The organism is Bizionia sediminis (assembly GCF_042684585.1).
Classification (GTDB): domain Bacteria; phylum Bacteroidota; class Bacteroidia; order Flavobacteriales; family Flavobacteriaceae; genus Algorimicrobium; species Algorimicrobium sediminis.
Genome location: NZ_JBHULS010000002.1, coordinates 454,407 through 478,793, shown reverse-complemented (window position 1 = coordinate 478,793; position 24,387 = coordinate 454,407). Strand labels below are relative to the sequence as shown.

21 protein-coding genes and 1 pseudogene are annotated in these 24,387 nt (G+C 38.6%); 15 read left to right on the top strand and 7 right to left on the bottom strand.

Going from position 1 to position 24,387, the window contains the following annotated elements; translation table 11 throughout:
* Positions 1 to 4 precede the first annotated feature (4 nt).
* The 8 genes from rpmF (at position 5) to ACFSQP_RS06490 (ending at position 8,607) form a co-directional block, all read left to right on the top strand.
* Positions 5 to 208 (top strand): 50S ribosomal protein L32, encoded by a 204-nt coding sequence (gene rpmF, locus ACFSQP_RS06525; protein ID WP_376892604.1) that lies wholly within the window; start codon positions 5 to 7, stop codon positions 206 to 208.
* A gap of 179 nt (positions 209 to 387) precedes the next feature.
* The gene (locus ACFSQP_RS06520; RefSeq protein WP_376892603.1) at positions 388 to 1,383 is read left to right on the top strand and encodes a beta-ketoacyl-ACP synthase III; all 996 of its coding nucleotides are present in this window, start codon (positions 388 to 390) and stop codon (positions 1,381 to 1,383) included.
* Between the two features lie 31 nt (positions 1,384 to 1,414).
* Positions 1,415 to 1,906, top strand: a complete 492-nt coding sequence (gene accB / locus ACFSQP_RS06515) for an acetyl-CoA carboxylase biotin carboxyl carrier protein (RefSeq protein ID WP_376892602.1) — start codon at positions 1,415 to 1,417, stop codon at positions 1,904 to 1,906.
* A 90-nt stretch (positions 1,907 to 1,996) separates the two neighbouring features.
* Complete coding sequence (gene accC, locus ACFSQP_RS06510) at positions 1,997 to 3,349, top strand: acetyl-CoA carboxylase biotin carboxylase subunit (RefSeq protein WP_376892601.1); 1,353 nt, start codon at positions 1,997 to 1,999, stop codon at positions 3,347 to 3,349.
* 230 nt (positions 3,350 to 3,579) lie between these two features.
* A complete protein-coding gene (locus tag ACFSQP_RS06505) occupies positions 3,580 to 6,252 on the top strand; it encodes a zinc-dependent metalloprotease (RefSeq protein ID WP_376892600.1) in 2,673 nt (890 codons plus the stop codon).
* A gap of 72 nt (positions 6,253 to 6,324) precedes the next feature.
* Positions 6,325 to 7,455 carry an NAD(P)/FAD-dependent oxidoreductase gene (locus tag ACFSQP_RS06500; protein ID WP_376892599.1) on the top strand — a complete coding sequence of 377 codons (1,131 nt, stop codon included), beginning with the start codon at positions 6,325 to 6,327 and terminating at the stop codon, positions 7,453 to 7,455.
* A gap of 1 nt (position 7,456) precedes the next feature.
* Complete coding sequence (gene mtgA / locus ACFSQP_RS06495) at positions 7,457 to 8,143, top strand: monofunctional biosynthetic peptidoglycan transglycosylase (protein ID WP_376892598.1); 687 nt, start codon at positions 7,457 to 7,459, stop codon at positions 8,141 to 8,143.
* Entirely contained in the window at positions 8,092 to 8,607 is a 516-nt protein-coding gene (locus tag ACFSQP_RS06490) for a hypothetical protein (protein ID WP_376892597.1), read from the top strand. Before mtgA ends, ACFSQP_RS06490 begins: the two co-directional genes overlap by 52 nt.
* Here ACFSQP_RS06490 and ACFSQP_RS06485 read toward each other — a convergent pair.
* The 7 genes from ACFSQP_RS06485 to ACFSQP_RS06455 all read right to left on the bottom strand — a co-directional run bounded on the left by ACFSQP_RS06485 (position 8,597) and on the right by ACFSQP_RS06455 (position 16,474).
* Positions 8,597 to 9,511, bottom strand: a complete 915-nt coding sequence (locus ACFSQP_RS06485; RefSeq protein ID WP_376892596.1) for an ABC transporter ATP-binding protein — start codon at positions 9,509 to 9,511, stop codon at positions 8,597 to 8,599. The two genes, ACFSQP_RS06490 and ACFSQP_RS06485, sit on opposite strands and share 11 nt — an antisense overlap.
* Positions 9,512 to 9,581: 70 nt before the next feature.
* On the bottom strand, positions 9,582 to 11,639 hold the full coding sequence (locus ACFSQP_RS06480; RefSeq protein WP_376892595.1) for an FG-GAP-like repeat-containing protein: 2,058 nt from the start codon (positions 11,637 to 11,639) through the stop codon (positions 9,582 to 9,584).
* 43 nt (positions 11,640 to 11,682) lie between these two features.
* Positions 11,683 to 13,047, bottom strand: a complete 1,365-nt coding sequence (locus tag ACFSQP_RS06475; RefSeq protein ID WP_376892594.1) for an SO2930 family diheme c-type cytochrome — start codon at positions 13,045 to 13,047, stop codon at positions 11,683 to 11,685.
* A gap of 90 nt (positions 13,048 to 13,137) precedes the next feature.
* Complete coding sequence (locus ACFSQP_RS06470; protein WP_376892593.1) at positions 13,138 to 14,127, bottom strand: aspartate-semialdehyde dehydrogenase; 990 nt, start codon at positions 14,125 to 14,127, stop codon at positions 13,138 to 13,140.
* Between the two features lie 121 nt (positions 14,128 to 14,248).
* Positions 14,249 to 14,653, bottom strand: a complete 405-nt coding sequence (mscL, locus tag ACFSQP_RS06465) for a large-conductance mechanosensitive channel protein MscL (RefSeq protein ID WP_376892592.1) — start codon at positions 14,651 to 14,653, stop codon at positions 14,249 to 14,251.
* A 74-nt stretch (positions 14,654 to 14,727) separates the two neighbouring features.
* Complete coding sequence (gene alr, locus ACFSQP_RS06460; RefSeq protein WP_376892591.1) at positions 14,728 to 15,834, bottom strand: alanine racemase; 1,107 nt, start codon at positions 15,832 to 15,834, stop codon at positions 14,728 to 14,730.
* Entirely contained in the window at positions 15,818 to 16,474 is a 657-nt protein-coding gene (locus tag ACFSQP_RS06455) for a thymidine kinase (protein ID WP_376892590.1), read from the bottom strand. The genes alr and ACFSQP_RS06455 overlap by 17 nt, the downstream gene beginning before the upstream one ends.
* 103 nt (positions 16,475 to 16,577) lie before the next feature.
* Here ACFSQP_RS06455 and ACFSQP_RS06450 point away from each other — a divergent pair, with 103 nt between their 5' ends.
* The 7 genes and pseudogenes from ACFSQP_RS06450 to recJ all read left to right on the top strand — a co-directional run bounded on the left by ACFSQP_RS06450 (position 16,578) and on the right by recJ (position 24,377).
* Positions 16,578 to 17,312: a hypothetical protein gene (locus tag ACFSQP_RS06450; protein ID WP_376892589.1), complete on the top strand. Its 735-nt coding sequence runs from the start codon at positions 16,578 to 16,580 to the stop codon at positions 17,310 to 17,312.
* Between the two features lie 108 nt (positions 17,313 to 17,420).
* A complete protein-coding gene (rsmI, locus tag ACFSQP_RS06445) occupies positions 17,421 to 18,089 on the top strand; it encodes a 16S rRNA (cytidine(1402)-2'-O)-methyltransferase (RefSeq protein ID WP_376892588.1) in 669 nt (222 codons plus the stop codon).
* A gap of 201 nt (positions 18,090 to 18,290) precedes the next feature.
* Positions 18,291 to 20,018: a M28 family peptidase gene (locus ACFSQP_RS06440; RefSeq protein ID WP_376892587.1), complete on the top strand. Its 1,728-nt coding sequence runs from the start codon at positions 18,291 to 18,293 to the stop codon at positions 20,016 to 20,018.
* Positions 20,019 to 20,030: 12 nt separating this feature from the next.
* A complete protein-coding gene (locus tag ACFSQP_RS06435; RefSeq protein ID WP_376892586.1) occupies positions 20,031 to 20,459 on the top strand; it encodes an OsmC family protein in 429 nt (142 codons plus the stop codon).
* 64 nt (positions 20,460 to 20,523) lie between these two features.
* Entirely contained in the window at positions 20,524 to 22,365 is a 1,842-nt protein-coding gene (locus ACFSQP_RS06430; RefSeq protein ID WP_376892585.1) for a T9SS type A sorting domain-containing protein, read from the top strand.
* A gap of 89 nt (positions 22,366 to 22,454) precedes the next feature.
* Positions 22,455 to 22,568, top strand: a pseudogene (locus ACFSQP_RS06425) (OsmC family protein); the annotation flags it as partial.
* A gap of 117 nt (positions 22,569 to 22,685) precedes the next feature.
* A complete protein-coding gene (gene recJ, locus ACFSQP_RS06420; RefSeq protein WP_376892584.1) occupies positions 22,686 to 24,377 on the top strand; it encodes a single-stranded-DNA-specific exonuclease RecJ in 1,692 nt (563 codons plus the stop codon).
* Positions 24,378 to 24,387: the final 10 nt, after the last annotated feature.

Below are 24,387 nucleotides of genomic sequence, written 5' to 3'. Positions count from 1 at the left end.
AACAATGGCACATCCTAAAAGAAAAATCTCAAGAACTAGAAGAGATAAAAGAAGAACCCATTACAAAGCAGTTGCACCACAAATAGCAACGTGTCCAACAACGGGTGAGGCGCACTTATACCACAGAGCGCACTGGTTTGAGGGTAAACTATACTACAGAGGTCAAGTTCTAATTGATAACTCGGTTGCAGAAGAAAACGCAGCATAATTACTATGCATGCATACAAGAAAACGCTCATTATTGAGCGTTTTTTTTATGATAAATTTTTATAGAAGCCAAAAACCACTTAATTTGCATTAAATTACACCTAATAAGGCAGGCTGTCTGTTATATAATTTTTCAGAATAAGTTGGTTTTAATGGGTTTAGCTAAATAATTTAGACGGTATGAGTAAAATCTCAGCAGCCATTACGGCTGTAGGCGCTTATGTGCCAGAATATGTGTTAACAAATCAAATTCTAGAAACATTAGTTGACACAAATGATGAATGGATTACCTCAAGAACAGGTATTAAAGAACGAAGAATTTTAAAAGAAGAAGGGCTGGGAACTTCTTTTTTAGCTATAAATGCAGCTAAAAATCTTCTGGAAAAAACAGGTTTGGATCCTAAAGAAATAGATTTAGTTATTGTTGCCACTGCCACACCAGATATGAAAGCAGCTGCAACCGCCGCATATACAGCAACCCAAATAGGCGCTGTAAATGCCTTTTCATACGATTTGGAAGCAGCCTGCTCTAGCTTTTTGTTTGGCATGTCCACCGCAGCAAGCTATATAGAGTCTGGACGTTACAAAAAAGTACTACTAATAGGAGCCGACAAAAACTCCTCGATGATAGATTATACAGACCGTGCAACCTGTATTATTTTTGGAGACGGCGCCGGTGCCGTGCTATTTGAACCAAACACGGAAAATCTTGGTTTACAGGACGAATATTTAAGAAGCGACGGTATAGGCAGAGAATACCTGCGGGCCACGCATGGCGGGTCCTGCTATCCGGTTACACCAGAAGCCATAAAAGAAGGCAAACAATATATTTTCCAAGACGGTAAAACAGTATTCAAAAATGCGGTATTTAATATGGCCGATGTGGTTGTAAAAATCATGGAGCGCAACAACCTAACCAACGATACCATATCTTGGATGGCGGCGCATCAGGCAAATAAACGCATTGTAGATGCTACCGCAAACAGAATTAACCTTGACGAACACAAGGTAATGATGAACATAGAAAAATATGGTAATACAACTTCGGCTACGCTACCATTATTGTTAAACGATTACGAATCGCAATTAAAAAAAGGCGATAACATTATATTTGCTGCTTTTGGTGGCGGATTCACTTGGGGCTCCATTTACTTAAAATGGGCCTATAACGCTTAATTAATAAATTAAAACTAAAATCTAAAGACTTATGGATTTAAAAGATATTCAAAATTTAATAAAATTTGTAGCAAAGTCAGGTGCTAGTGAGGTAAAATTAGAAACCGACGACGTTAAGATTACGATTAAAACGGGTAGCGACGAAAAATCGGAAACAACTACTTACGTACAACAAATACCTGTTGGAGCTCCCGTAGCTCAAGCCCCAGCAGCACCTGCTCCAGCACCTGCTGCGCCGGCGCCTGCAGCACCTGCCGCCGAAACAACAGCGGAAGATTCTAAATACATTACCGTAAAATCGCCAATTATTGGAACGCTTTACAGAAAACCAGCACCAGATAAACCAGTGTTTGTGGAAGTAGGCCAAACTATTAAAGAAGGCGACGTGCTGTGTATAATAGAAGCCATGAAACTGTTTAATGAAATTGAATCGGAGGTATCTGGTAAAATAGTAAAAGTATTAGTAGACGATTCATCGCCAGTTGAATTCGATCAACCATTGTTTTTAGTCGATCCATCATAATCTAAAGTTTAAAGTTTAACTCTAAAGTTCTTCAAAGGTTTACAAGAACTTTAAACACATAAACCCAAGACTTATAAACGCTATAGAATTATGTTTAAAAAAATATTAGTTGCCAACAGGGGCGAAATAGCCTTACGTGTTATTAGAACCTGTAAAGAAATGGGCATAAAAACGGTGGCTGTTTACTCCACAGCAGATGCCGAGAGTTTACACGTAAAATTTGCAGACGAAGCCGTTTGTATTGGTCCGCCGCCAAGTTCGGAATCGTATTTAAAAATGTCCAATATTATTGCGGCTGCAGAAATTACCAATGCAGATGCCATACACCCGGGCTACGGATTTCTTTCGGAAAATGCTAAATTTTCAAAAATTTGCGAAGAGCACGATATTAAGTTTATTGGCGCCTCCGCAGAAATGATAAACCGCATGGGCGACAAGTCCAATGCAAAAGCTACCATGCTAGAAGCTGGCGTACCATGTGTACCAGGTAGTGAAGGTATTATTGAAGACTACGAAACCTGCGAAAAACTAGCCGAAGATATTGGCTATCCAGTTATGCTAAAGGCATCGGCTGGTGGCGGTGGAAAAGGTATGCGTGCCGTTTGGAAAAAAGAGGACCTAAAGGATGCCTGGGAATCTGCCAGACAAGAATCTAAAGCAGCTTTTGGAAATAATGATATGTACATGGAAAAACTCATTGAAGAGCCAAGGCATATTGAAATTCAAGTGGTGGGCGATTCTACTGGAAAAGCGTGTCATTTATCTGAACGCGACTGCTCTGTTCAGCGCCGCCATCAAAAATTAACCGAAGAGGTGCCGTCACCATTCATGACCAACGCCTTGCGTAAAAAAATGGGTGACGCTGCAGTTAAAGCAGCAGAATACATTAAATATGAAGGCGCTGGTACTGTAGAGTTTTTGGTAGATAAACACCGAAACTTTTACTTCATGGAAATGAATACCCGTATCCAGGTAGAACATCCTATTACAGAACAGGTAATTGATTTCGATTTGATAAGAGAGCAAATTTTAGTGGCAGCTGGTGTTCCTATTTCAGGTAAAAATTACACACCTAAATTACACTCTATAGAATGCCGAATTAATGCCGAAGATCCTTATAACGATTTTAGGCCGTCGCCGGGGCGCATAACAACACTGCATGCACCAGGTGGACACGGTGTTCGGTTGGATACCCACGTGTACGCCGGTTATGTTATTCCGCCCTATTACGATTCCATGATTGCCAAGTTAATTACCACAGCGCAAACACGAGAAGAGGCCATTAATAAAATGAAGCGCGCCTTAGATGAGTTTGTTATTGAAGGTATAAAAACCACAATTCCATTTCACAGACAATTAATGGATCATCCAGATTATCTAGCCGGAAATTACACCACAAAATTTATGGAAGACTTTGTTATGGAAAAAATACATGACAAATAATAGTTACAAAAAGCTCTGAAAACATATTCAGAGCTTTTTTTTTAACATTCTTTATCTGGGTTGTATTAAAAACAACAAGCCTTGCAACTTTAAACGCGGATTATATGTGGCTCATAAAAACAGTAATTTTTCGAGCTATTTGTTAAAATTCATAAGATATTCTTCAAGCTGTGACTTATATCTATTTAATATGTTATTTTAGCCATATTAAAATATTAAAGTTACTATCTATGAAAAAAATTGTACGCAACGTATTAGCAGCTGCAATGCTTGTGTTTTGCTTAACAGGCTACAGTCAATCTCCACATTTTAAAGAGGTTTCTGCAAGCCAAACTAAGGGTTTTGCAATTAATTCATCTTACACGTTCGAGTTAAATGAATTAATGAACTACTTAGGTAACGCTAAACCACGAGGAACGGCAGACGCAACAACTCAAAATTTGGTTTTAGAATTACCAGATTTAAATGGAAAAATGGAACGTTTTGCTATTCAGGAAGCTTCAGTAATGGCACCAGCATTACAAGCGCAATATCCAGAAATTCGTTCTTATGTAGGATATGGTATAGATACACCATCTTCGTATTTAAGATTTAGTATCTCTCCTTACAAAGGCATGTATGGTATCGTGCTTTCCGGTGAAGAAGGAAAAGGGATAGTTATCGAGCCAGTTCAAGATAATGTTTCAGCAATAGTTATTAGTAAAAAAGAAGGGTCAAATTCAAAAACACAAAGTTTTGAGTGTACGACACCCGATTTGTTAACTGAAGAGGTTTTAGACGATATTGCTAGTGTTTCTAGAACGAGTACAAACGGCATTTTACATACCTTCGATTTGGCCATGTCTGTAACAGGTGAATATGCTACTTTCCACGGTGGAACCTTACCATTGGTAAACGCAGCAATTGTAAACACCATGACAGCTGTAAACGCTGTTTTCGAAAACGAGTTTAACGTAACCATGGTTTTAGTTGCTAACAATGACGCTGTTGTTTTTTTAAACCCAAATACCGATCCTTACAGTAGCACATCGGATAATAACTACAATGGTGTTTTACAAAGCACTTTGGATGCTAACATTGGTAATGCCAATTACGATGTAGGTCATTTAATGGCGGGCATTGGAAACAACGGTAACGCAGGTTGTATTGGTTGTATTTGTGTTTCAGGATTAAAGGGAAGCGGTTATACAACAAGTACCAACCCAGTTGGTGTGAATTTTGATATCGATTTTGTAGCGCACGAGTTTGGTCACCAGTTTGGTGCACGTCATACCTTTACATTCCAATCGGAAGGTGCTGGTATTGCACAAATGGAACCTGGTAGTGGCTCTACTATAATGAGTTATGCGGGTATTACCGGATCATTTGATGTTCAGCCATTTGTAGATCCTTATTTCCATGCTATATCTATTCAGCAAGTTAATCTTCACGTACTTACACGCACCTGCGATGTAGAAACAGATACAGGTAACAATATGCCAGTAGCTAGTGCCGGACCAAATATTACCTTACCAAAAGGCACACCTTTCAGGTTAACAGGTTCTGCTACAGATGCCGATTCGGCAGATAACTTAACTTACTGCTGGGAACAATTTGACGAAAATGATGGCCAAACAGCTTTTCCTAGTCCAACATCTACCAACAGTAATGAACCGCTTGTAAGATCGTACTTACCAACATCTAACCCTACCAGAACAATCCCTTTAATGGCCGATTTAGTGCAGTCGGGTGTGAATGGTACACTTTACGAAAAAATTCCAACGGTAGGCAGAACGGCCGACTTCAGACTAACTGTTAGAGATAACCGAGTTGGTGGCGGCGGTACGGATTCCGATAACATGGTTGTAACCTGGAGTAATGCAGCAGGTCCGTTTGTGGTTACCTCTCAAAACACTCAAAATATCAGCTGGACTCAAAATTCTACCGAAACAATTACTTGGAATGTAGCGGGTACCACTGGTAACGGCATAAACGCAGCTAATGTTAATATTTTACTTTCTACAGATGGTGGATTAACTTACCCAACTGTATTGGCTTCTAATGTGGCTAACGATGGTAGTCATGATATTACTGTACCAGACGTTGTGGCTCCATTTTGCCGTGTTATGGTAGAAGCTGCAGGAGGTTCATTCTTTAACATAAATAGTACAACCTTTGCTATTGGAACTACTGTTACAGAAGTTTGTAACGACTACGCATCTGGCAACCTTAATTTGGCTATTCCAGACGGGGTAGGTACATCTTCACCAGGACAAGGACCACCAATTTTTAGTAATATAACAGTAACCGAAGATGTAATAATTAATAATAACCTAACCGTTAGCGTAGATATTTCGCATACATACCTAGGCGATTTTATAATTCAATTACAACACCCTAATGGTGAAGCGTTTGTTAACTTATATTCTGCAGACTGCGCTAATAACCAAAATATAAGTGTTACTTTCGATCCAAATGGACCAGCCTTACAATGTGCTTCTCCAACAACAGGAACCTATGCGCCAGTGAACTCCATGGATGTTTTTAACGGCCTTAGTTCTGCAGGAGAATGGACTATTGCTATTGCAGATTTTTTCCAAGGTGATACAGGAACTTTAAATAACTGGAGTATTGAAATTTGTACTACCTCATTAAGTACAGATGACGTGGATGCATTAAGTAATTTAACTGTATTCCCAAACCCTAATACAGGCGATTTTAATGTGAAGTTTAACCCAACGTCTAATAACGATATTACTATTGAAGTATTAGATATTAGAGGAAGAAAAGTGTTTAGCAATACCTATAACAGTGCAGGCACATTTAACCAAAGTATTTCATTAAATAATGCTCAAGCTGGATTATACTTATTAAATATATCTGAAGGTTCTAAAAAAGTAACCAAGAAAATTATTATCGAGTAAAATCAGTTTTAAAACTTTAAAAGCCCCTATTATAGGGGCTTTTTTTGTTATATTCGGTAATAATTTTTAACTATGAATTTATCGTTTTGGGAAGTACAATCGTGGTTACGTAAGGTAAATTTTACCATTGTTGGTAGTGGAATTGTAGGCTTAAGTTGTGCTTTAAAACTAAAAGAAAAATTTCCGAAAGCCAATATTTTGGTTTTAGAACGCGGCATGCTACCTCAGGGTGCCAGTACTAAAAATGCTGGTTTTGCTTGCTTTGGTAGCTTAAGTGAAATATTAGACGATTTAGAAACGCACTCCGAAACAGCCGCAGTAAACCTTATAACAAAACGCTTAAAAGGACTTGATGCCTTGCGTCAAAATGTTCCCGATAGTGTTATGCACTTTCAACAATTGGGTGGTTATGAAGTTTTCACCAACGACACAGAACCTTTATACAACAAATGTCTGTCGCAAATAGATACAATTAACAACTTGCTGTTTCCCCTTTTTAAAAAACCTGTTTTTACGCTAAAAACCAATACCTTTGGTTTTAAAAACACAGTTAATAATTTAATTTTTAATCCTTTTGAAGGCCAAATTGATACGGGCCGCATGATGGCTGCCCTGCTTAAAAAGGCGCAAATAGCCGGCATAAATATATTAAACAATGTTCCTGTAAACGGGTTTACCGAACTTGCAGATGGCGTAGCGGTACACACGGAAAATTTCACGTTTAATACAAACAAACTTTTTATAGCAACCAATGGCTTTGCATCCGAGCTCCTAAACGAGGCTGTAAAACCGGCAAGGGCTCAAGTGCTTATAACCAAACCTATTCCAAATTTAGCTATTTCTGGAACCTTTCATTTGGATAGAGGTTTTTATTATTTCCGAAATGTGCAAAACCGAATTTTACTTGGCGGTGGGCGGAATTTAGATTTTGATGCTGAAGAAACCACGGAAATGGGCGTTAGTTCTATCATTCAAAGCAAGCTAGAGGAACTTTTACATACTATTATTTTACCTAATACACCTTTTGAAATAGCGCAACGTTGGAGCGGTATTATGGGAGTAGGCAGCGGCACTGCTGCAGGTTTAAAGGAGCCTTGCGTAAAACAAGTGTCTAATCATGTGTTTTGCGGCGTACGGTTAGGCGGTATGGGAGTGGCTATAGGAAGTACAGTTGGACAGGAATTAGCAGAATTATTACAATAACATGTTTCGCAAATTTTTTAAAGTTGTTTTTAAGGTGTTAGGGTGGTTTATAGTACTTTCCGTAGTCTTTGTATGGGTGTATAAATGGGTGCCCGTGTACGTAACACCATTAATGGTTATTAGGGCTGCAGAAGATTTCAAAAAAGGTGAACAGGTGGCCTGGCAACACCAATGGGTGCCGCTTCAAGAAATTTCTACCAATTTACAGTTAGCCGTTATTTGTAGCGAGGATCAAAATTTTTTAACGCATCATGGTTTCGATTTAAAGGCTATTGAAAAAGCTTTCGAAAATAATAAAACAGGAAAACGCCTAAAAGGCGGAAGCACCATTAGTCAGCAAACCGCCAAAAACGTGTTTTTATGGCCCAATAGAAGTTGGCTACGAAAAGGGTTGGAGACCTATTTTACGTTTCTAATTGAACTATTTTGGAGTAAAGAGCGCATTATGGAGGTGTATTTAAATAGTATCGAAATGGGGCCTAGGGTTTATGGTGCGCAAGCGGCTTCAAAATATTGGTATAATAAAGTGGCTTTAAAACTTACAATGCCCGAAGCAGCTTCTATTGCTGCCATTTTACCCAATCCTATTAAATACAAGGCGCAGCCCGCTAGTAAGTATATAGCTGGAAGAAAACAGTGGATTGTAAAACAAATGGGCTATTTTGGAACACTAAACTACAAGCCATAAAAAATAAAATAAATAATAGTATTAAAACACAGTTGTATACTGCTTGTGTGGCGGCTTTACAAGTTAAATTGCGAAGTGTTCAGAACCAAATTTCTGATATTCAGGAAGCGCTAACAAGCGAAACAAAAAATTCAGCGGGCGATAAGCACGAAACAGGCCGCGCCATGCTCCAGTTGGAGCGCGAAAAAGTTGGCGTCCAGCTTATGGGGCTTCAAAAACAGCAAAACACCTTGACTAAAATTAACTGCACACACAGCTCCAAAACTGTGTGTTTAGGTAGTGTCGTATATACTTCAAATCATCATTATTTTATAGCTATTAGCGCAGGCGCCATTAACGTTAATAATACCTTGTTTTATGCTATTTCGCCAAGTACGCCCATGGGCAAACTATTATTAGGAAAAGAAGTTGGTGGGCGCATTACATTTCAGGGTAATACCTTTACAATTCAGACTATTCTGTAATAATTTCAAGAAAAACATAGTCGTTTGGCGCAAGATGTGTTGCATGTTCAAATAAAATGGGCGTATTATTAAACTGGGCCTCAATTAGGTAATAGGCACCTTTAAAATAGGCTTGTTTTACACAAACTCGCATGTCCGAATGCGCTACTACTTGCAGTTGGTGTGCGTAAACATACTGTTTATTAATCTTGTTAAATTCGCCAAAAAAAGCAGCAATTAGGTCGCTTTTCGGATTGTTATACAAATTTATAGGCTGGCCTTTTGCTGCAATAGTTTGGTTGTTTAATACCACCATATTATCTGCAAATCCTAAAACATCATCTCTGTCGTGGGTGGCTACAACACAGGTTATGCCTTCTTTTTTTAAAAACCTAAAAATACGTCGTCTTAAACGTTGTTTTTGATAATTATCAATATGGCTAAAAGGTTCGTCTAGTAATAATATTTCGGGTTTTTGAGCCAAGGCTCTGGCCAATGCGACACGTTGTTTTTGGCCTCCGCTTAAAAGTTTAACTTTGGTTTTAGCAAATGTGTGTAATTCTACTAAATCTAGAAGTTCGTTTATACGTGCCTGTTTTTTTTCGGGATAAAAATTAGATAGGTGTTTCCCTATATTTTCTGATACTGTGGTGTAGGGCATTAAATCGAACTCTTGAGCCACATATTTCATAAAATCGTAACCCACTACTAAATTGTATTTGGGACCTAAAATTTCGGTGTTTTTCCAAAATATAGTACCAGAATTGGCGTCAAATTCACCATACAGTAATTTTAGCAAGGTGCTTTTGCCCGATCCACTTTCTCCTATAACAGCAAGGTGTTCGCCGGCTTTAGCCTGCAGTGTAATAGCTTTTAAAATAGGTGTTTGTTGGTATGAAAACGATAAATTAGTAACCTGTAACATCCTACAAAAATACAGTAAAAAAAATCGCCTCTTGATAGGAGAGGCGATTTTATATGGCGTGTTATACGTATTACTCTTTTAAGAACTTTCTGCTTATTTGGCGGCCATTAGATTCTAGACGTAAAATATAAAATCCAGATGGTAGTTTTGACACATTTAATGCATTTTCTTGCAATTTAGTGTTTAAAACTTTTTTTCCATTTACATCAAAAACGGTAGCAATTTTACCAATTAAGCTTACTGGAGCAGAAACAAACAAGGTTTCTGCTACCGGATTAGGGTGAATTTTTAAAGTGTCAAGAGTATTATCGGCAACGGTTAATGCTTCTCCTTCTGTAATGCACAGTTTCTGATTAATGCCAGGGTTTTCAATATTATCAACAACGCCTGAAGGCCAATAAATAATTATATTGTTAATGGTTGTTTCTGATCCTAGACCAAAATGTGTGTTTAAGGTACTCATAAATCGAAATCCTTCACCACTGCGTACATCGCGAATTTGGACGCCAGAAGGTGTGTGCAACTCCACGCGCGCGCCAATACCGTTTATATTGCTAAAACCTTCGGTACCAATGGTACAAATACTAATCCAGTTATTAGCGTTGCCATCGTTCATATACACGGTGCCTTCGTCAAAACTATCTATAAAACCATCGTTATTTAAATCGCCAAAAGAGCCATTACCACCAGGAAATACATTTTCTATTAAGAAAAAGGTTAAATCGCCATTTCCAAATAAAATATTACCATTGGAAGCAATATCTAAATACCCGTCATTATCAAAGTCATAGGTTACATTTTCAATGCCCGTATCGGTTAAAATATTTACACCAGAGGAGGCGGTAACATCGGTAAAGCTAACTGTGGTGTTGCCGTTGGTATCTACGCTTAAATCATTCCGCAACATTTTGTGTGTGCCAGAGCTAGCACCAACAAATACATCCATATCGCCATCGTTGTCAAAATCGCCCCAGGCAGCAGACCATGTTTGCATTGGGTCGGCTAAATTTAATTGGGCAGCAACTTCGGTATACGTACCATCGCCATTATTTTTATGCATTTCGTTTAAACGTCGTGCTACTTCGCCGCCACATTTAGCAATAAACATATCTTGATTGCGGTCGTTGTCATAATCTATCCAAATAGACCCATAATTTCCACCTGAAGGGTATAACCCAAGTCCTGTTGGTACACCTTCAGAGTCTTCGCCTTGGTAAAAGGTTAAGTTGCCCGCACCGTCGTTAATATAATATACGTTAGGCTCTACATCATGACAAACAAAGGCGTCCAAATGGCCATCGTTATTAATATCTATAAAGTTAGAGCGCTGCGAAAACACGTACTCGGAACCAGATACTTCGGTAAAACTACCATCGCCATTAGAGCGCATAAAGGTAACGCCATTTCCACCACCATATAATAAGTCGGTAAAACCATCGGCATTATAATCGGCTGCCGATAAACTCCATGACGGGGTAAAGTTTGCCGAGGTGGTTTCAATATTTATTTCTTGGAATCCTCCGGATGCTTGTTGTTCAAAAATATTGATGTTGGTGTTGTTTACTGAAACGATATCGTCTAAATGATCCCCATTCATATCAACAATAGCACGGTTAGAACCCGTTGTTGCCAAATTGCTCGTGCTAAAATTTACAGGTGGTGGTGGTGGTGGTTCGCTTTCTGAAATTTGAAAATCGAAACCGCTAGCATTCCAACGGTTATCGAAAGCTATATAATAAGTTTCGCCAGCTGCGGCGTAAACAGATACAATGGATAAGAAACCGGTTCCGCTATCGTCATCGCCTCCTTCGCAAACAAGTGCTGCACAGGTACCACTGTAAATGTGCACACGTGTATCGCCTCCCGAGTTTTGGTCTAAATCTGTTGAAACCGTTAAATAGGTATCTGACGACGGTGTGTAAGTGAACCACTCGCCTAAAGACGCTACAACGGTGCTCCCGTCGCAAATTAAATTAGGTGCTTGGCTGCCATCAATACTAGCTACGGAATAAATGCCCGGTTGTGTTAGAGCAGAAGCCGTCTCTGCTTCAACACAAGTATTGGAACTTGTTTGCGCAAAGGCAGTTGCTGCAGATAGGCAGATAAGGAAAAGTAGTTTTGTTTTCATAAGTGTTGTTTTTATTATTTAGTTTTAAGGGGCCATTTTTTTGTTAGTCGCAGCGGTTTGTTAGGCTATTAATCCAGTCTTCAATTAAAGCTACCCCTTCCGTATGCTGCAAAGTACGCCCAATTATAGGCATGCGGTATTGTTCTTCAACAGAGCTCATTCTGAAAAAGGCTACCGAAGCGCTTGGATTGCCTGGACTTATAATATGTGTATAAGCACTTCCAATATTTGTGTCTGGTTCCACACAAATACCTAAATTACTATCTAGTTCTGTTTCGTTAAAGGCAAAGCGCATGGGGCGGTACTCGCAATAACTTTCTTCAGAATGGCAATGCGCACAATTAATATCTATATAGGACCGTGCACGAAGTTCCAGGGGCTCAAGGGTATCATCCCAGGCTACGGTTGAATTTATGGAGCCCGGATAATTGGGGTCTAAATACCCAGATTCGGCCCATTTTTGTAGCTGGTTAGCGGTGCCGTCTGCATAGGTATAATTCTTGTTTAAGTTTTGAGGCTTGGGCCCTATTGGTATGGGCGTGCCAAATTTGTTATGGCAGGTAAAGCATTCTGCTCGAGATGGTACCCTATAGTCTACACTTTTTGTGGTTCCTGCCTCGCTCCAATTAATATTTACAACAGCGCCTTCGTTGCTAAAGGTGGCGTCTGTTTGCTCCTCATTCCAAATGTATTTAGCAAACTCCCATCCCGATTCGGTAAAATACATAAGTCGGGTTTCAATAATTTTAGTAGCGTTGTTTGGGAGTACGTTGTCGTAATAAAAGCTTTTAATTAGAAAAGCACCAACGGGAAAATCTAAAGGTGTAAAATCCGAATTATAGGTTGCTTTTGTTCCGTTTGGCATCCAAACAAATCGTTTTTTGTGTGCGTAATCACTAAATAAAGGCGAATTTAAATCGTATGGCACGACCCCGGATACGGGCTCTAAATTTTTTAATTCGCCTTTAAAGAAATTATAATCAGATAATTTTGGATATGGTAATGCCTCTGGGTTGTATACAACCGGCGTTGGCGGTAAAATAGTAACCGTTACAGTTTCTGTAGCACAGGTATTATTGGTGGTACAAATGGTATAAACAAAGCTGTCTGTTCCTGTAAAATTACCGGTAGCTGTAAACCGAACAATATCGTCCTTGGGGTTGTTGGGCGTGTTGTTATTAAGGATGCTTACCGAACCATGATTGGGGTTGGTAAGGCGTAAGGTGCCGGTTTCGGGAATGTTGGCATCGTTTGCAAATAACGATATATCCACATAACTGTTTTGATAAACTTGCACAGCATCTGGGTTGGTTTGTATTTGTAAAGGCACATATTCGGTGTCTTCAGAACTACAACCTAGCAATAATATAAAGCAAATAAGGTGTAGGTAATCGTATTTTCTTTTCATAATTAGCTATAAAACAGGTAGCAATTTATGAAAAAAAATCACAAATAATTGCCTATTATGTAAAAAACACTATCTGGTATTGTATTTTAATTACACCAAGGTGTTTTTTAGTAGGTATTCTGCAATTTGAACGGTATTTGTTGCAGCGCCTTTTCGGAGATTATCGGCAACTATCCACATATTTAAAGAATTGGCTTGCGATTCGTCTCGGCGTATTCTTCCTACAAAAACGGCATCTTTTCCTTGCGCATAAATAGGCATGGGGTAGGTATTGACATCGGTATTATCTTGTAAAATAACACCTTCGGTTTCCTTTAAAAGTTGTCTGATATCCGTTAACGTAAAGTCGTTTTCAAAGGCCACATTAACCGATTCGCTGTGCCCCCCCGAGGTGGGAATTCTTACAGCTGTTGCTGTTACGGCTATTGAGGCATCGTTTAAAATTTTTTGGGTTTCGCGCACCAGTTTCATTTCTTCTTTGGTGTAGCCATTGTCTTCAAAAACATCGCAATGAGGCAACGCATTTTTATGAATTGGATACGGATAAGCCATAGCGCCTTGTATACCAGCCATTTCATTTTCCAGCTGTTGTACAGCTTTTAAGCCAGTTCCAGTAATAGATTGGTATGTAGAAACCACTACACGCTTTATGCGGTATTTATGATGAAGTGGCGCTAAAACCAATACCATTTGGATGGTAGAGCAGTTGGGATTGGCAATAATTTTGTCCTGGGCTGTTAGTAGGTGCGCATTAATTTCTGGCACAATAAGTTTAACAGCTTGGTCCATGCGCCAGGCCGATGAGTTATCAATTACCGTGGTGCCTCTGGCAGCAAATTTTGGCGCCCAAAGTTTGGAGGTTTCACCACCCGCCGAAAACAAGGCAATGTCTGGTTTTTCCGCCAAAGCTGTTTCCAAATTAACTACTTTACAGGATTTGCCGTTAAACAGAACCTCTTTTCCTACCGATTTTTCTGAAGCAACCGGAATTAAGGTGCTTACTGGAAATTGGCGTTCCTGTAAAACTTGTAACATAACCTGACCAACCATACCTGTGGCACCAACAATTGCAACTTTCATAAAAGGATATTTTTTACAAAACTAACTAATAATAGGCGCTTTTATTTTAATTAAAGCATAAAAAAACCACTTCTTAATAGAAGTGGTTTAGGGTTAGAATATACAGTGTAGCGGTTACTACTTATTGTTTTTTTAATAAATCGCGTATTTCTTGAAGTAGCTCGATATCTGTTGGTCCTTTGGGCGCAGCAGGAGCTGGTTTTTCTTTTTTCTTTAACGCGTTAATACCTTTTATAAGCAAAAACATAACAAATGCCACTATTATAAAATCGATAACATTGGTTAAAAACTCGCCATATAAAACGGCTACTTCGTCTATTTTTTCGCCAGTTTCGGTTACTGTTTCAGGGGTTATAACGTATTTTAAGTCTTTAAAATCCGATTTAAAAATAAGACCTATTAATGGCGAAACAATACCGCCGGTTAAAGAGGACACTACTTTGTTAAAGGCAGCACCCATTACAAAGGCAACGGCAATATCTACCAGATTGCCTTTCATGGCAAATGTTTTAAATTCTTTTAGCATGTTAAAATGTTTTTGGTTAGTTACTAGCATTCTAAATTAAAAAAAAGATGGAAAAATGATACAAAAGCACGCTATTATTTTAGAAAAACACGTTTTACACGTTGGGAAATAGCCGTTATAATTTCGTAGGAAATGCTATTTACGCCTTGTGCAAAACTATGAGCCGTATGTGCTTGGTTGAATACAATAACTTCGTCGCCTTCTTGGCAGGAAATACCTGTAATATCAATCATAATCATGTCCATACACACGTTTCCAATTATGGGCGCGGGTTTATTGTTTACAAATACGCAAGCCTTGCCATTGCCGTATTGCCTTCCAATACCGTCTGCATGACCAATAGGAATGGTGGCGGTTGTTGTTTTTTTTGAAGCTATAAAAGCACGATTATAACCAACACTAGCACCTTTAGGTATGGTATGAATTTGAGAAATAATTGTTTTTAAACTCGCTATGGGTTTAAAATGAACATCCTCTTTTTCCGAATTGCCAAAGCCATATAAACCAATACCCGAACGAACCATATCAAAATGAGCTTCTGGGTAATTTAAAATACCAGAGGTATTACACAAATGCAGCATTGGTTTGTAGCCAATGGCAGCTGTAAAGGTTTCAGAAATACTTGTAAAGGTTTTAATTTGGTTGTTGGTAAATAATTTTTCGCGTAAGTCTTCGCTTGCAGCCAAATGCGAAAAAATAGATTTAGCTATTACACTTTCGGTCTTTTTTAAACTTGTTACAACGCTAGCAACGTCTTGAGGGTCAAAACCTAAACGATTTAAGCCTGTGTTAAATTTAATATGAACGGGGTAGTGGTGTTGTTTTTCAGCTTCGGCAACGGCTATAAATTCGCGTAACACAAAATGGCTGTACAAACTAGGTTCTAAACAACGGGCAATAAGTGTTTTAAAATTGGCCGATTGTGGATGTAGTACCAAAATAGGGGTTTTTATGCCAGCATCGCGCAAGGCCACACCTTCTTGGGTATAGGCTACGGCAAAATAATCTACCTCTAGGTTTTCTAAATAGCGGGCTATTTCAGCGGCATCATTACCATAAGCAAAGGCTTTTACAACTGCTAAAACTTTGGTGTTGGGCTGTACCCGTGTTTTTAAATATTGGAAATTGTGCTTTAAGGCCTTTAGGTCTATTTCAAGAACGGTTTCATGCACTTGTTCCATGGGTGTCTTTGGTGTTATTGTCTGGTGTTTCGGTATTTTTTAAGGCAGCATGTCGTGCTCTATCGCGTTGCATACACTTAAAGTAGGCTGCCCGGCTTAAGGGTTCGTATTCTTCAACTTCGCCAAGTAACACTAAATCGTCGCTTGGCGACTTTCGGTAACTGTACTGGGCTAAATTTCCTGTTTTTGTACATATTGCATGTACTTTTGTAACGTATTCTGCAGTTGCCATTAAATAGGGCATGGGTCCAAATGGATTCCCCTTAAAATCCATGTCCAGTCCGGCAACAATAACCCGAATACCTTTATTAGCTAAAGCGTTGCAAACACTTACAATTTCGTTGTCGAAAAATTGGGCCTCGTCTATGCCAACCACATCGCAACCATCTGCCAAAATAGGAATGTTGGCGGCGGCAGGAACGGGCGTGGATCTAATTTCATTCGCATCGTGCGACACCACCATCTCTTCGTTATAACGGGTATCTACGGTAGGTTTAAAAATTTCTACGCGTTGTTTTGCAAACTGTGCACGCTTAAGCCTACGTATTAATTCTTCCGTTTTACCAGAAAACATGGATCCGCAGATAACTTCTATCCAGCCAAATTGTTCTTTATGATTTACTGTATTTTCGAGAAACATTTTGTAATTTTAACACTAAAACAAACAGATTGCTCGTTTTGTATAAAGGTGGCGTAAATTTATTAAAAATTAAAAGCATAAATAGGCTTAAAGGTAAAAAGTTATGAAGAAGAAATTAGAAGCTGAATTAATGAGTATTGCTCACAGCATACTGAAGTTAAAAGGAAAAGATGACATTAATAAAATGCATGCCGAAGTGGCTAAACTTTATGAAAAACTAACGGTTTTGAAATTTGCAAGAGAAAATTTTGATGAAGATATTCCAACCATTGGTAACGATTCTTCGTTTTTTGACATGCTTGATGTGGCTTTTAATAATAAGGTTAGCGATACCATTGAGTTTGAAAATAAAACCTATATTAATGTAGACGATTCGGACCAAGAAGAAATTATGGAGCCTGCTATCGAGAAAATTAAAGACATGGTAGCGCAAATGCCTCAAGAAACCCAAGCCATGGATACACTAATAGAAACCGTGGTAAGCTCGAAAACAAAGGTGCATAAAACACATCTGGACGATATTACAGCTGGCTTTGATGCAGAACCGATTTTTGAACCGGTTAAAAAAACCGATGCAACCGAGAAAAAAACCTTAAACGATAAACTTAATAAAGGTTTGGTTATTGGCCTAAACGATAAAATTGCGTTTATAAAACACTTGTTTAATGGTGCTGCAGACGATTACAATCGGGTAATATCGCAAGTAAATACATTGGACTCTTTGGAGGAAGCAGAACATTTAATTCTTAATATTGTAAAACCAGATTACAATAACTGGGACGGAAAAACCGATTTTGAAGCGCGTTTTATGGAACTTATTGCGCGAAAATTTAACTAAAAAAGCCGGTTCCTAAATGTTGCCTATTTAATGCAAAATACCTTTGCAACTAAAATAAAGCACCTACTTAATAATGGTGCTTTATTTTAGTTGAAACCTTTGTATGTTATGAAACTTTATATTGTTCCCACGCCTATTGGAAACCTTCAAGATATGACTTTTAGAGCCGTTGAGGTTTTAAAAACAGTCGATTTAATTCTTGCCGAAGATACCCGGACATCCGGTAAATTGCTAAACCATTACAGTATTCAAACGCCCATGCAATCGCACCACATGCATAATGAGCACAAAACACTTGATGGTTTAATTACTAAATTAAAAAGTGGTGTAACCATGGCTTTAATTAGCGATGCAGGAACACCTGCCATTTCCGACCCCGGTTTTCTTTTAACCAGAGCTTGTATTGAAAGTGGTATTGAAGTGGATTGCCTGCCAGGTGCAACCGCATTCGTTCCTGCCTTGGTAAATAGTGGGATGCCAAACGATAAATTTGTTTTTGAAGGCTTTTTACCGGTAAAAAAAGGACGCCAAACCCGATTACTACTGCTTGCTGAAGAAACCCGCACGATTATTTTTTATGAGAGTCCCCATAAATTAATTAAAACACTCACTCATTTTTGTGAATATTTTGGCGAGGATCGGGCTGTTTCTGTTTCTCGAGAACTTTCCAAACGATTTGAAGAAACTATTCGTGGAACTGCTAAAGCAGTTCTTGAACATTACACCAACAAACCACCAAAAGGCGAAATTGTAATAGTGGTTGGCGGTAAAAAGTAACCGCTAGTTTGCAAACAATAAAATGGAGGGCTATACAGACATAATTAACAGGTAGCAACTTGGTGTTAATTTAAAGGTAGTTATCATAATTAACAGGTTTGGGTGTTTATAACCTGGGCTTTAGTTGTTTATTTTTCACAAAAACCTCCTGCCGCCTATAAATAAAAAACTATATATTTAGTAACACTAAAATCTGGTATCATGATTAAAAATTATATTTTGCTTCTTATTGCTAGTATGGCTTTTACAAACCTGTTTCATGGCCAAGCTATAAAAAAGCGAGTTACCAAGGACCATTTAGAGCAAACTGTTATAGATAATTTCACAGGCGAATTATCTTACGAAACCACCGCATTTGTCGAAAAATACTGGCGTGTTGTTGGTAATACCGGTTTTAATGAGAGCATCTACTTTATAGCCAATCAGTTAGAAAACGCTGGTTTTGTTCCAGAAGAAAAAGCAGCACCAAACAGCCGCCTTACCTACCGCATTGAAAAACGCGAACTTAAAGCACCCACATGGGAACCTGTTAATGCCCGTGTATCCTTCAGTAATAAAGAGGCACCACTTTTAGAGTTTAAAACTAACAGGAATATGGTGGCTATAAACTCGTATAGCACACCAAAAGAAGGCGTAACAGCTTCGGTAGTTTATGTAAAAGATGTTCGCGAATTAAAAAAACTAGATCTAAAAGGTAAAATAGTCTTTGCAGAAACAAGTCCGTCGCGCATATTTAATGACGCCATTGTTAAAGGAGGCGCTATTGGTTTAATAACTTACGACAATCCATCTTATTTACAACCTCAAAAAAATATAACCTCTATTCAGTTTCGCTCTATTCCTTTAAATGCCAAACAACAAGCTTGGGCTGTTGCCTTATCCTATCAGGCTAAAGAGCGTTTAAAAAAGGCGCTTTTAAAAGGACCAGTTACCCTAAATGTGCAGATAGATACCAACATTTACGAATCGGAGGAGCTTACTATTGTTGCCGATATTAAAGGAAATAAAATGCCCAACGAGCGATTGGTTTTTAGTGCCCATGTACAAGAGCCAGGTGCTAATGATAATGCAACAGGTGTTGGCGTGGCACTAGAAATGGCCGCACTTTCGGCAAAATTATTAAATGAAAACATCTGGAACCCTGCCAGAACACTTACCTTTCTTTGGGGCGACGAAATAGTAAGTACAGGGCGTTATGTTCAAGAAGATAAAACACGTGCAGAAAATATAAAATGGGGCATTAGTTTGGATATGGTTGGCGAAAATACAGCCATTACAGGCGGCTCGTTTTTAATTGAAAAAATGCCAGATCCTAGTGCTATCTGGACACGTGGTAATGATAAACATTCGGAATGGGGCGGCAACAAAATGAGTTTAGATCAAATGACACCACATTATTTAAACGACTTTGTTATTGGGCAGTTTCAAGCACAAGCTAAACGTGCCAATTGGGAGGTAAACACCAACCCGTTTGAAGGCGGAAGCGACCACGTACCTTTTTTACGAAGTAATATTCCAAGTGTCTTATTTTGGCATTTTACCGATCAGTTTTATCATACGGATAACGACCGCTTGGATAAAGTATCTAAAGAAACGCTTAAAAATGTTGGAACAGCATCTTTATTATCGGCTTATACGCTGTTAAATGCCAATACCACAACTGCTAAAATGATAATAGAAGCGACAGAAAAAGCAGCTATTTCCAGATTGAATGAAGAATTGAAACAAGGAAGAATAGCCCTTAAGAAAGGAGATAAATTAGCTGAACAAATGGAAATTATTAAAGCGTGGGAAGATTGGTATGTAAAAGCTATTGGAACAACCATCGATATGGTTTCTGATGAAAATAGCTTGAAAGAAACCGTAAACAGCGCACAAACAACCATTAAAAACAAAGCTGCAAATATACGACGCGAATTAACAAACTAAAAATAGGTACTTATGGGAACTACAAATAAAGTAACCACACACTGGAAAGGAAACATGCAATTTGAATCGGATAACCCAAATGGGAAAACGGTTGTAATGGATGCCAGCCATGAAAATGGTGGGCATAGTTCCGGGCTTTCACCAAAAGCCATGATGCTTTCGGCTTTAGCTGGTTGTTCAGGATTGGATGTGGTGTCTGTTTTAGATAAAATGAAGGTACAAATCTCCGATTTCCGAATGGATACCTATGGCGAACTAACCCAAGAACATCCTAAATATTACCACACGGTTACAGTGGAATATCATTTTTATGGGGATAATTTAGATGAAAATAAAATTAAAAAGGCGGTCGATTTATCCATCGAAAAATACTGTGGTGTTATGGAAATGTTTCGAAAATTCGCAACTGTAAAAACGAGTATTCATTATCATGATAAGTAGTTTATTTTGGCATAAGAAATTTTATTTTTCATATAATTAGTACTTAATTAAACCCAAATTTATTATGAAACCACTCGTCACATTTTTACTTTTGTTTGGCATGTTCTATAATGGAATGTGCCAAACCTTTCCTTTTGAACGGGAATGGGGTACGTATACCGGAAATACGGCTTATGTCCGAGGTCATGCTATGGACAGTGAAGGGAATATTTATTCCGTAGGTTTTGTAACAGATACAGATGTGTTTCCTGCAACTGCAGCTTCGCACCAATCCAATTACGGAGGCGGACAGGGAGATGGCTTTATTATCAAGCACAGTCCCGAAGGTGACAATTTGTGGGCAACCTATTTTGGAGGTGAAGATTTTGATGTTATTGAAGGCATTGCTATAGACAGCAATGATCATGTTGTAGTAGTAGGTATTACCTATTCTGCTACAGGCATTGCAACACCCGGCGCCTTTCAAGAGCAACCTACCGATAGAGGTGGTGGTGCCTTTATAGCCAAGTTTGCTGCCGATGGTAGCCAACTTTGGGGTACGCATTTTTATAATGCTAGTACCCGCCCTGATGATCAAGAACCATATAACTTTCATCAAGATTTTGTGAACCCGCAATATATTACAGCAGGCGTAGCCATAAACAATGAGACCAATACTATTTTTATGTTTTCAGGAGATTGTACTCATTGTTCTAGTAGCGATAATATAGCTACCCCGGGTGCTTTTCAACCTGATATGCTTGGTAACTCAAGCTACATAAGCGCTTTTTCGTCTTCTGGAAACCGTGAGTGGACCAGTTATTATGGGATAAACAGTTCTAAAATTAAAGCAATAGCTGCAGATTATAAAGGTGTATATGTGGTTGGTGCCAGAATTGATTATCCTACTTCTCCCTATGTGCCCAATACCTATTTTGATTCCTTTGATACCTATGAGTTTTCCTATGCTAATTCTAACGATGTTTATGTATCGCGCTTTTCATTTGATGGGAGCACACGGCTGTGGAGTCGCATTGTGGGAAGCTCCGGAGTAGAATTCGTCGGGATGTCCACTTTGGCACTAGATAATACGGGGCTGTATATAGCAGGGTTGTCTGCAGGTAGTACTGGTGGCGACACTTCCGGTTTGGCTACGCCAGGGGCTTACAAAGAAACAAATGGTTGTGGCGATGGGTTCTTGGCAAAAATAAACTATTCTGGAGAGATAGATTGGGCTACCTATACACTGGATTGGGTAGAAGAAGCTTATGAAAACACTACGATTAGTTGTGGAAGTAGTGTTAGCAATGTTAGTAGAATAAAATCGGTCTTCTCTGCAAAAGATGGTGTGTATTTTACAGGGCAAACAAGTATGTATGTGGATATTGCCACTGAAGGTGCTTTTATGGAAACGCTTTATGGAAATACCTTGTACGGACAGAAGGATGCCTTTATTATGAAGTTCTCTACCGAAGGCGAACGCGAATGGGGTACTTTTTTTGGTGGTGAAGAAAACGAAACCATTCCTTGGGTCTTTCCTTTTCAGGATGCTTTTTATATACTTGGAAGAACGTCTAGTGCGGAAAATATAGATACACTAGGAAGTGAATTGTTAGTTGGAACGCAAGGGTATATCAATAAATTTTCACCAAGTAATTTAAGTGTGCCAGAAGAAGTGTTTTCTCCTTTTTCCATATATCCCAACCCAGCAAATACCGTTTTACAAATTAGCGCAACTAGCAATATGCAATCCCATCAAATTTCCTTTAAAATGTATAACATGTTAGGTCAAGAGGTGCTTACCACCATGCTTAAACCTTTTGCAACCAATCAAGAAGTTGATGTGTCTGGTCTTTCTTCGGGATTATATGTCATTTCTCTATCTTATAACAATCAGTTATTTACAGATAAAATAATCATTGAGTAAGGTTGTTTTATTTCAACCCATAATCTCTTACTTGCATAAAACCTAAAGATATAAACGAAAATTTATACCTTTAGGTTTTTAACTTTTAAGAGGTAAAATTAAAAAAGGCAGCCGATTTATCCATCGAAAAATACTGTGGCGTTATGGAAATGTTTCGAAAACTCGCCACTGTAAAAACGTGTATTCATTATCATGATAAGTAGTTTTCCTTTTGCCTTTCAGAGCACCTGTCTGCCGTTAGGCAGAAAGCGAAGAATCTTCTTTGATACTGTTTTTTAATGATGATAATCTAATCGGTAAAACTATAATAAAAAAAAGCCATGCGCTGGACCATTAAACCAAAACCGGAATCTAAAAAAGTAGCTGCTTTGCAAAAAGCACTTAAGGTGGAACCCCTTGTTGCATCATTATTATTGCAACGTGGTATTGAAACCTATGATGCTGCCAAAACATTTTTCAGGCCAAGTTTAAAAGATTTACACAATCCATTTTTAATGAAAGATATGGATGTAGCGGTTTCGCGAATTGAAAAAGCAATAGAAACTGGCGAAAATATTATGGTTTATGGCGATTATGATGTGGATGGCACCACATCTGTAGCCTTAATGAGTTCCTATTTAAAAACCCGAACCGAATTTGTTGCTACCTATATCCCGGATCGCTATGATGAAGGGTATGGTGTATCTTTTAAAGGTATCGATTTTGCAGAAGACAATGGGTTTTCGCTAATAATTGCTTTAGATTGTGGCGTAAAAGCTATTGATAAAGTGGCTTATGCCAACAAAAAAGGCATCGATTTTGTAATTTGTGATCATCACAGACCAGGAGCAGAATTACCAAAAGCTGTTGCTATTTTAGACCCTAAACGAGACGATTGTGCGTATCCATATAAGGAATTATGTGGCTGCGGTGTTGGGTTTAAACTTATTCAAGCTTTGGCATCCAAACAGGGTCAAACAGCTTCTGATTTAACCGAATACCTGGATTTAGTAGCAACGGCCATTGGCGCGGATATTGTACCTATAACCGGCGAAAATCGCGCACTCGCTTCATTAGGTTTGGATGTTATAAATAGCAATCCCAGGCCAGGTATTCAAGCTATTATTGCTGAAGTAAAAAAGGAGCATTTAACCATTACAGATGTGGTGTTTATTGTGGCGCCGCGCATTAATGCCGCTGGACGCATGAAACATGGCAATTATGCGGTGACGTTATTAACGGAAACCAATCCGGAATTGGCAAAAACCTATGCCGAAGAAATCGAGTTTTTTAATGCCGATAGAAAAGAAACCGATAAACAAATTACGCTTGAGGCGTTACAGCAAATAGAAACCAACAAGGAACAGGACGGTTTTACAACCGTTGTATATCACGAAGCCTGGCACAAAGGTGTTATTGGTATTGTAGCGTCTCGGTTAATAGAAACCTACTACAGGCCAACTTTGGTGTTTACCAAAAGTGGTGATAGGTTGGCAGCATCAGCACGTTCCGTAAGTGGTTTTGATGTGTACAATGCTTTGGAAGCCTGTGCAGATCATATTGAACAATTTGGAGGTCATAAATACGCAGCAGGCTTAACAATAAAATCCGAAAATTACGAGGCGTTTAAACAGGCTTTTGAGGATGTGGTTTCAAAAACAATAGATAAAACCCTGCTAACACCCGAACTTAAAATTGATGCACAAATAGAATTAACGGATGTGACACCAAAATTTTACCGTATTTTAAAACAATTTGCGCCCTTTGGTCCTGGTAATATGTCGCCTATTTTTATGACAGCTAATCTTCAAGACACCGGCTATGGTAAGTGTGTAGGCGCGGACGAAAACCATTTACGGGTTACAGTTACCAATCCAGAACGCACCCGAAAATTGGTATGTATAGGCTTTGGTTTAGGCGATAAATTGGACTTAATTAGCCATAAAAAACCCTTTTCTGCTGTCTACTCTATAGACGAAAATCACTGGAATAATCAGGTGTCCTTGCAATTGAAATTACGGGATATTAAATAATATTACTTGC

Coding starts and splice junctions, on each gene's coding strand:
- ACFSQP_RS06450 (WP_376892589.1), top strand. CDS start 16,578: ATGAAGAAGAAATTAGAAGCTGAATTAATGAGTATTGCTCACAGCATA.
- recJ (WP_376892584.1), top strand. CDS start 22,686: ATGCGCTGGACCATTAAACCAAAACCGGAATCTAAAAAAGTAGCTGCT.
- ACFSQP_RS06485 (WP_376892596.1), bottom strand. CDS start 9,511: ATGTTACAGGTTACTAATTTATCGTTTTCATACCAACAAACACCTATT.
- ACFSQP_RS06435 (WP_376892586.1), top strand. CDS start 20,031: ATGGGAACTACAAATAAAGTAACCACACACTGGAAAGGAAACATGCAA.
- mtgA (WP_376892598.1), top strand. CDS start 7,457: ATGTTTCGCAAATTTTTTAAAGTTGTTTTTAAGGTGTTAGGGTGGTTT.
- ACFSQP_RS06455 (WP_376892590.1), bottom strand. CDS start 16,474: ATGTTTCTCGAAAATACAGTAAATCATAAAGAACAATTTGGCTGGATA.
- ACFSQP_RS06470 (WP_376892593.1), bottom strand. CDS start 14,127: ATGAAAGTTGCAATTGTTGGTGCCACAGGTATGGTTGGTCAGGTTATG.
- ACFSQP_RS06500 (WP_376892599.1), top strand. CDS start 6,325: ATGAATTTATCGTTTTGGGAAGTACAATCGTGGTTACGTAAGGTAAAT.
- ACFSQP_RS06480 (WP_376892595.1), bottom strand. CDS start 11,639: ATGAAAACAAAACTACTTTTCCTTATCTGCCTATCTGCAGCAACTGCC.
- ACFSQP_RS06520 (WP_376892603.1), top strand. CDS start 388: ATGAGTAAAATCTCAGCAGCCATTACGGCTGTAGGCGCTTATGTGCCA.
- ACFSQP_RS06430 (WP_376892585.1), top strand. CDS start 20,524: ATGAAACCACTCGTCACATTTTTACTTTTGTTTGGCATGTTCTATAAT.
- rpmF (WP_376892604.1), top strand. CDS start 5: ATGGCACATCCTAAAAGAAAAATCTCAAGAACTAGAAGAGATAAAAGA.
- ACFSQP_RS06475 (WP_376892594.1), bottom strand. CDS start 13,047: ATGAAAAGAAAATACGATTACCTACACCTTATTTGCTTTATATTATTG.
- accC (WP_376892601.1), top strand. CDS start 1,997: ATGTTTAAAAAAATATTAGTTGCCAACAGGGGCGAAATAGCCTTACGT.
- ACFSQP_RS06440 (WP_376892587.1), top strand. CDS start 18,291: ATGATTAAAAATTATATTTTGCTTCTTATTGCTAGTATGGCTTTTACA.
- rsmI (WP_376892588.1), top strand. CDS start 17,421: ATGAAACTTTATATTGTTCCCACGCCTATTGGAAACCTTCAAGATATG.
- accB (WP_376892602.1), top strand. CDS start 1,415: ATGGATTTAAAAGATATTCAAAATTTAATAAAATTTGTAGCAAAGTCA.
- ACFSQP_RS06505 (WP_376892600.1), top strand. CDS start 3,580: ATGAAAAAAATTGTACGCAACGTATTAGCAGCTGCAATGCTTGTGTTT.
- mscL (WP_376892592.1), bottom strand. CDS start 14,653: ATGCTAAAAGAATTTAAAACATTTGCCATGAAAGGCAATCTGGTAGAT.
- alr (WP_376892591.1), bottom strand. CDS start 15,834: ATGGAACAAGTGCATGAAACCGTTCTTGAAATAGACCTAAAGGCCTTA.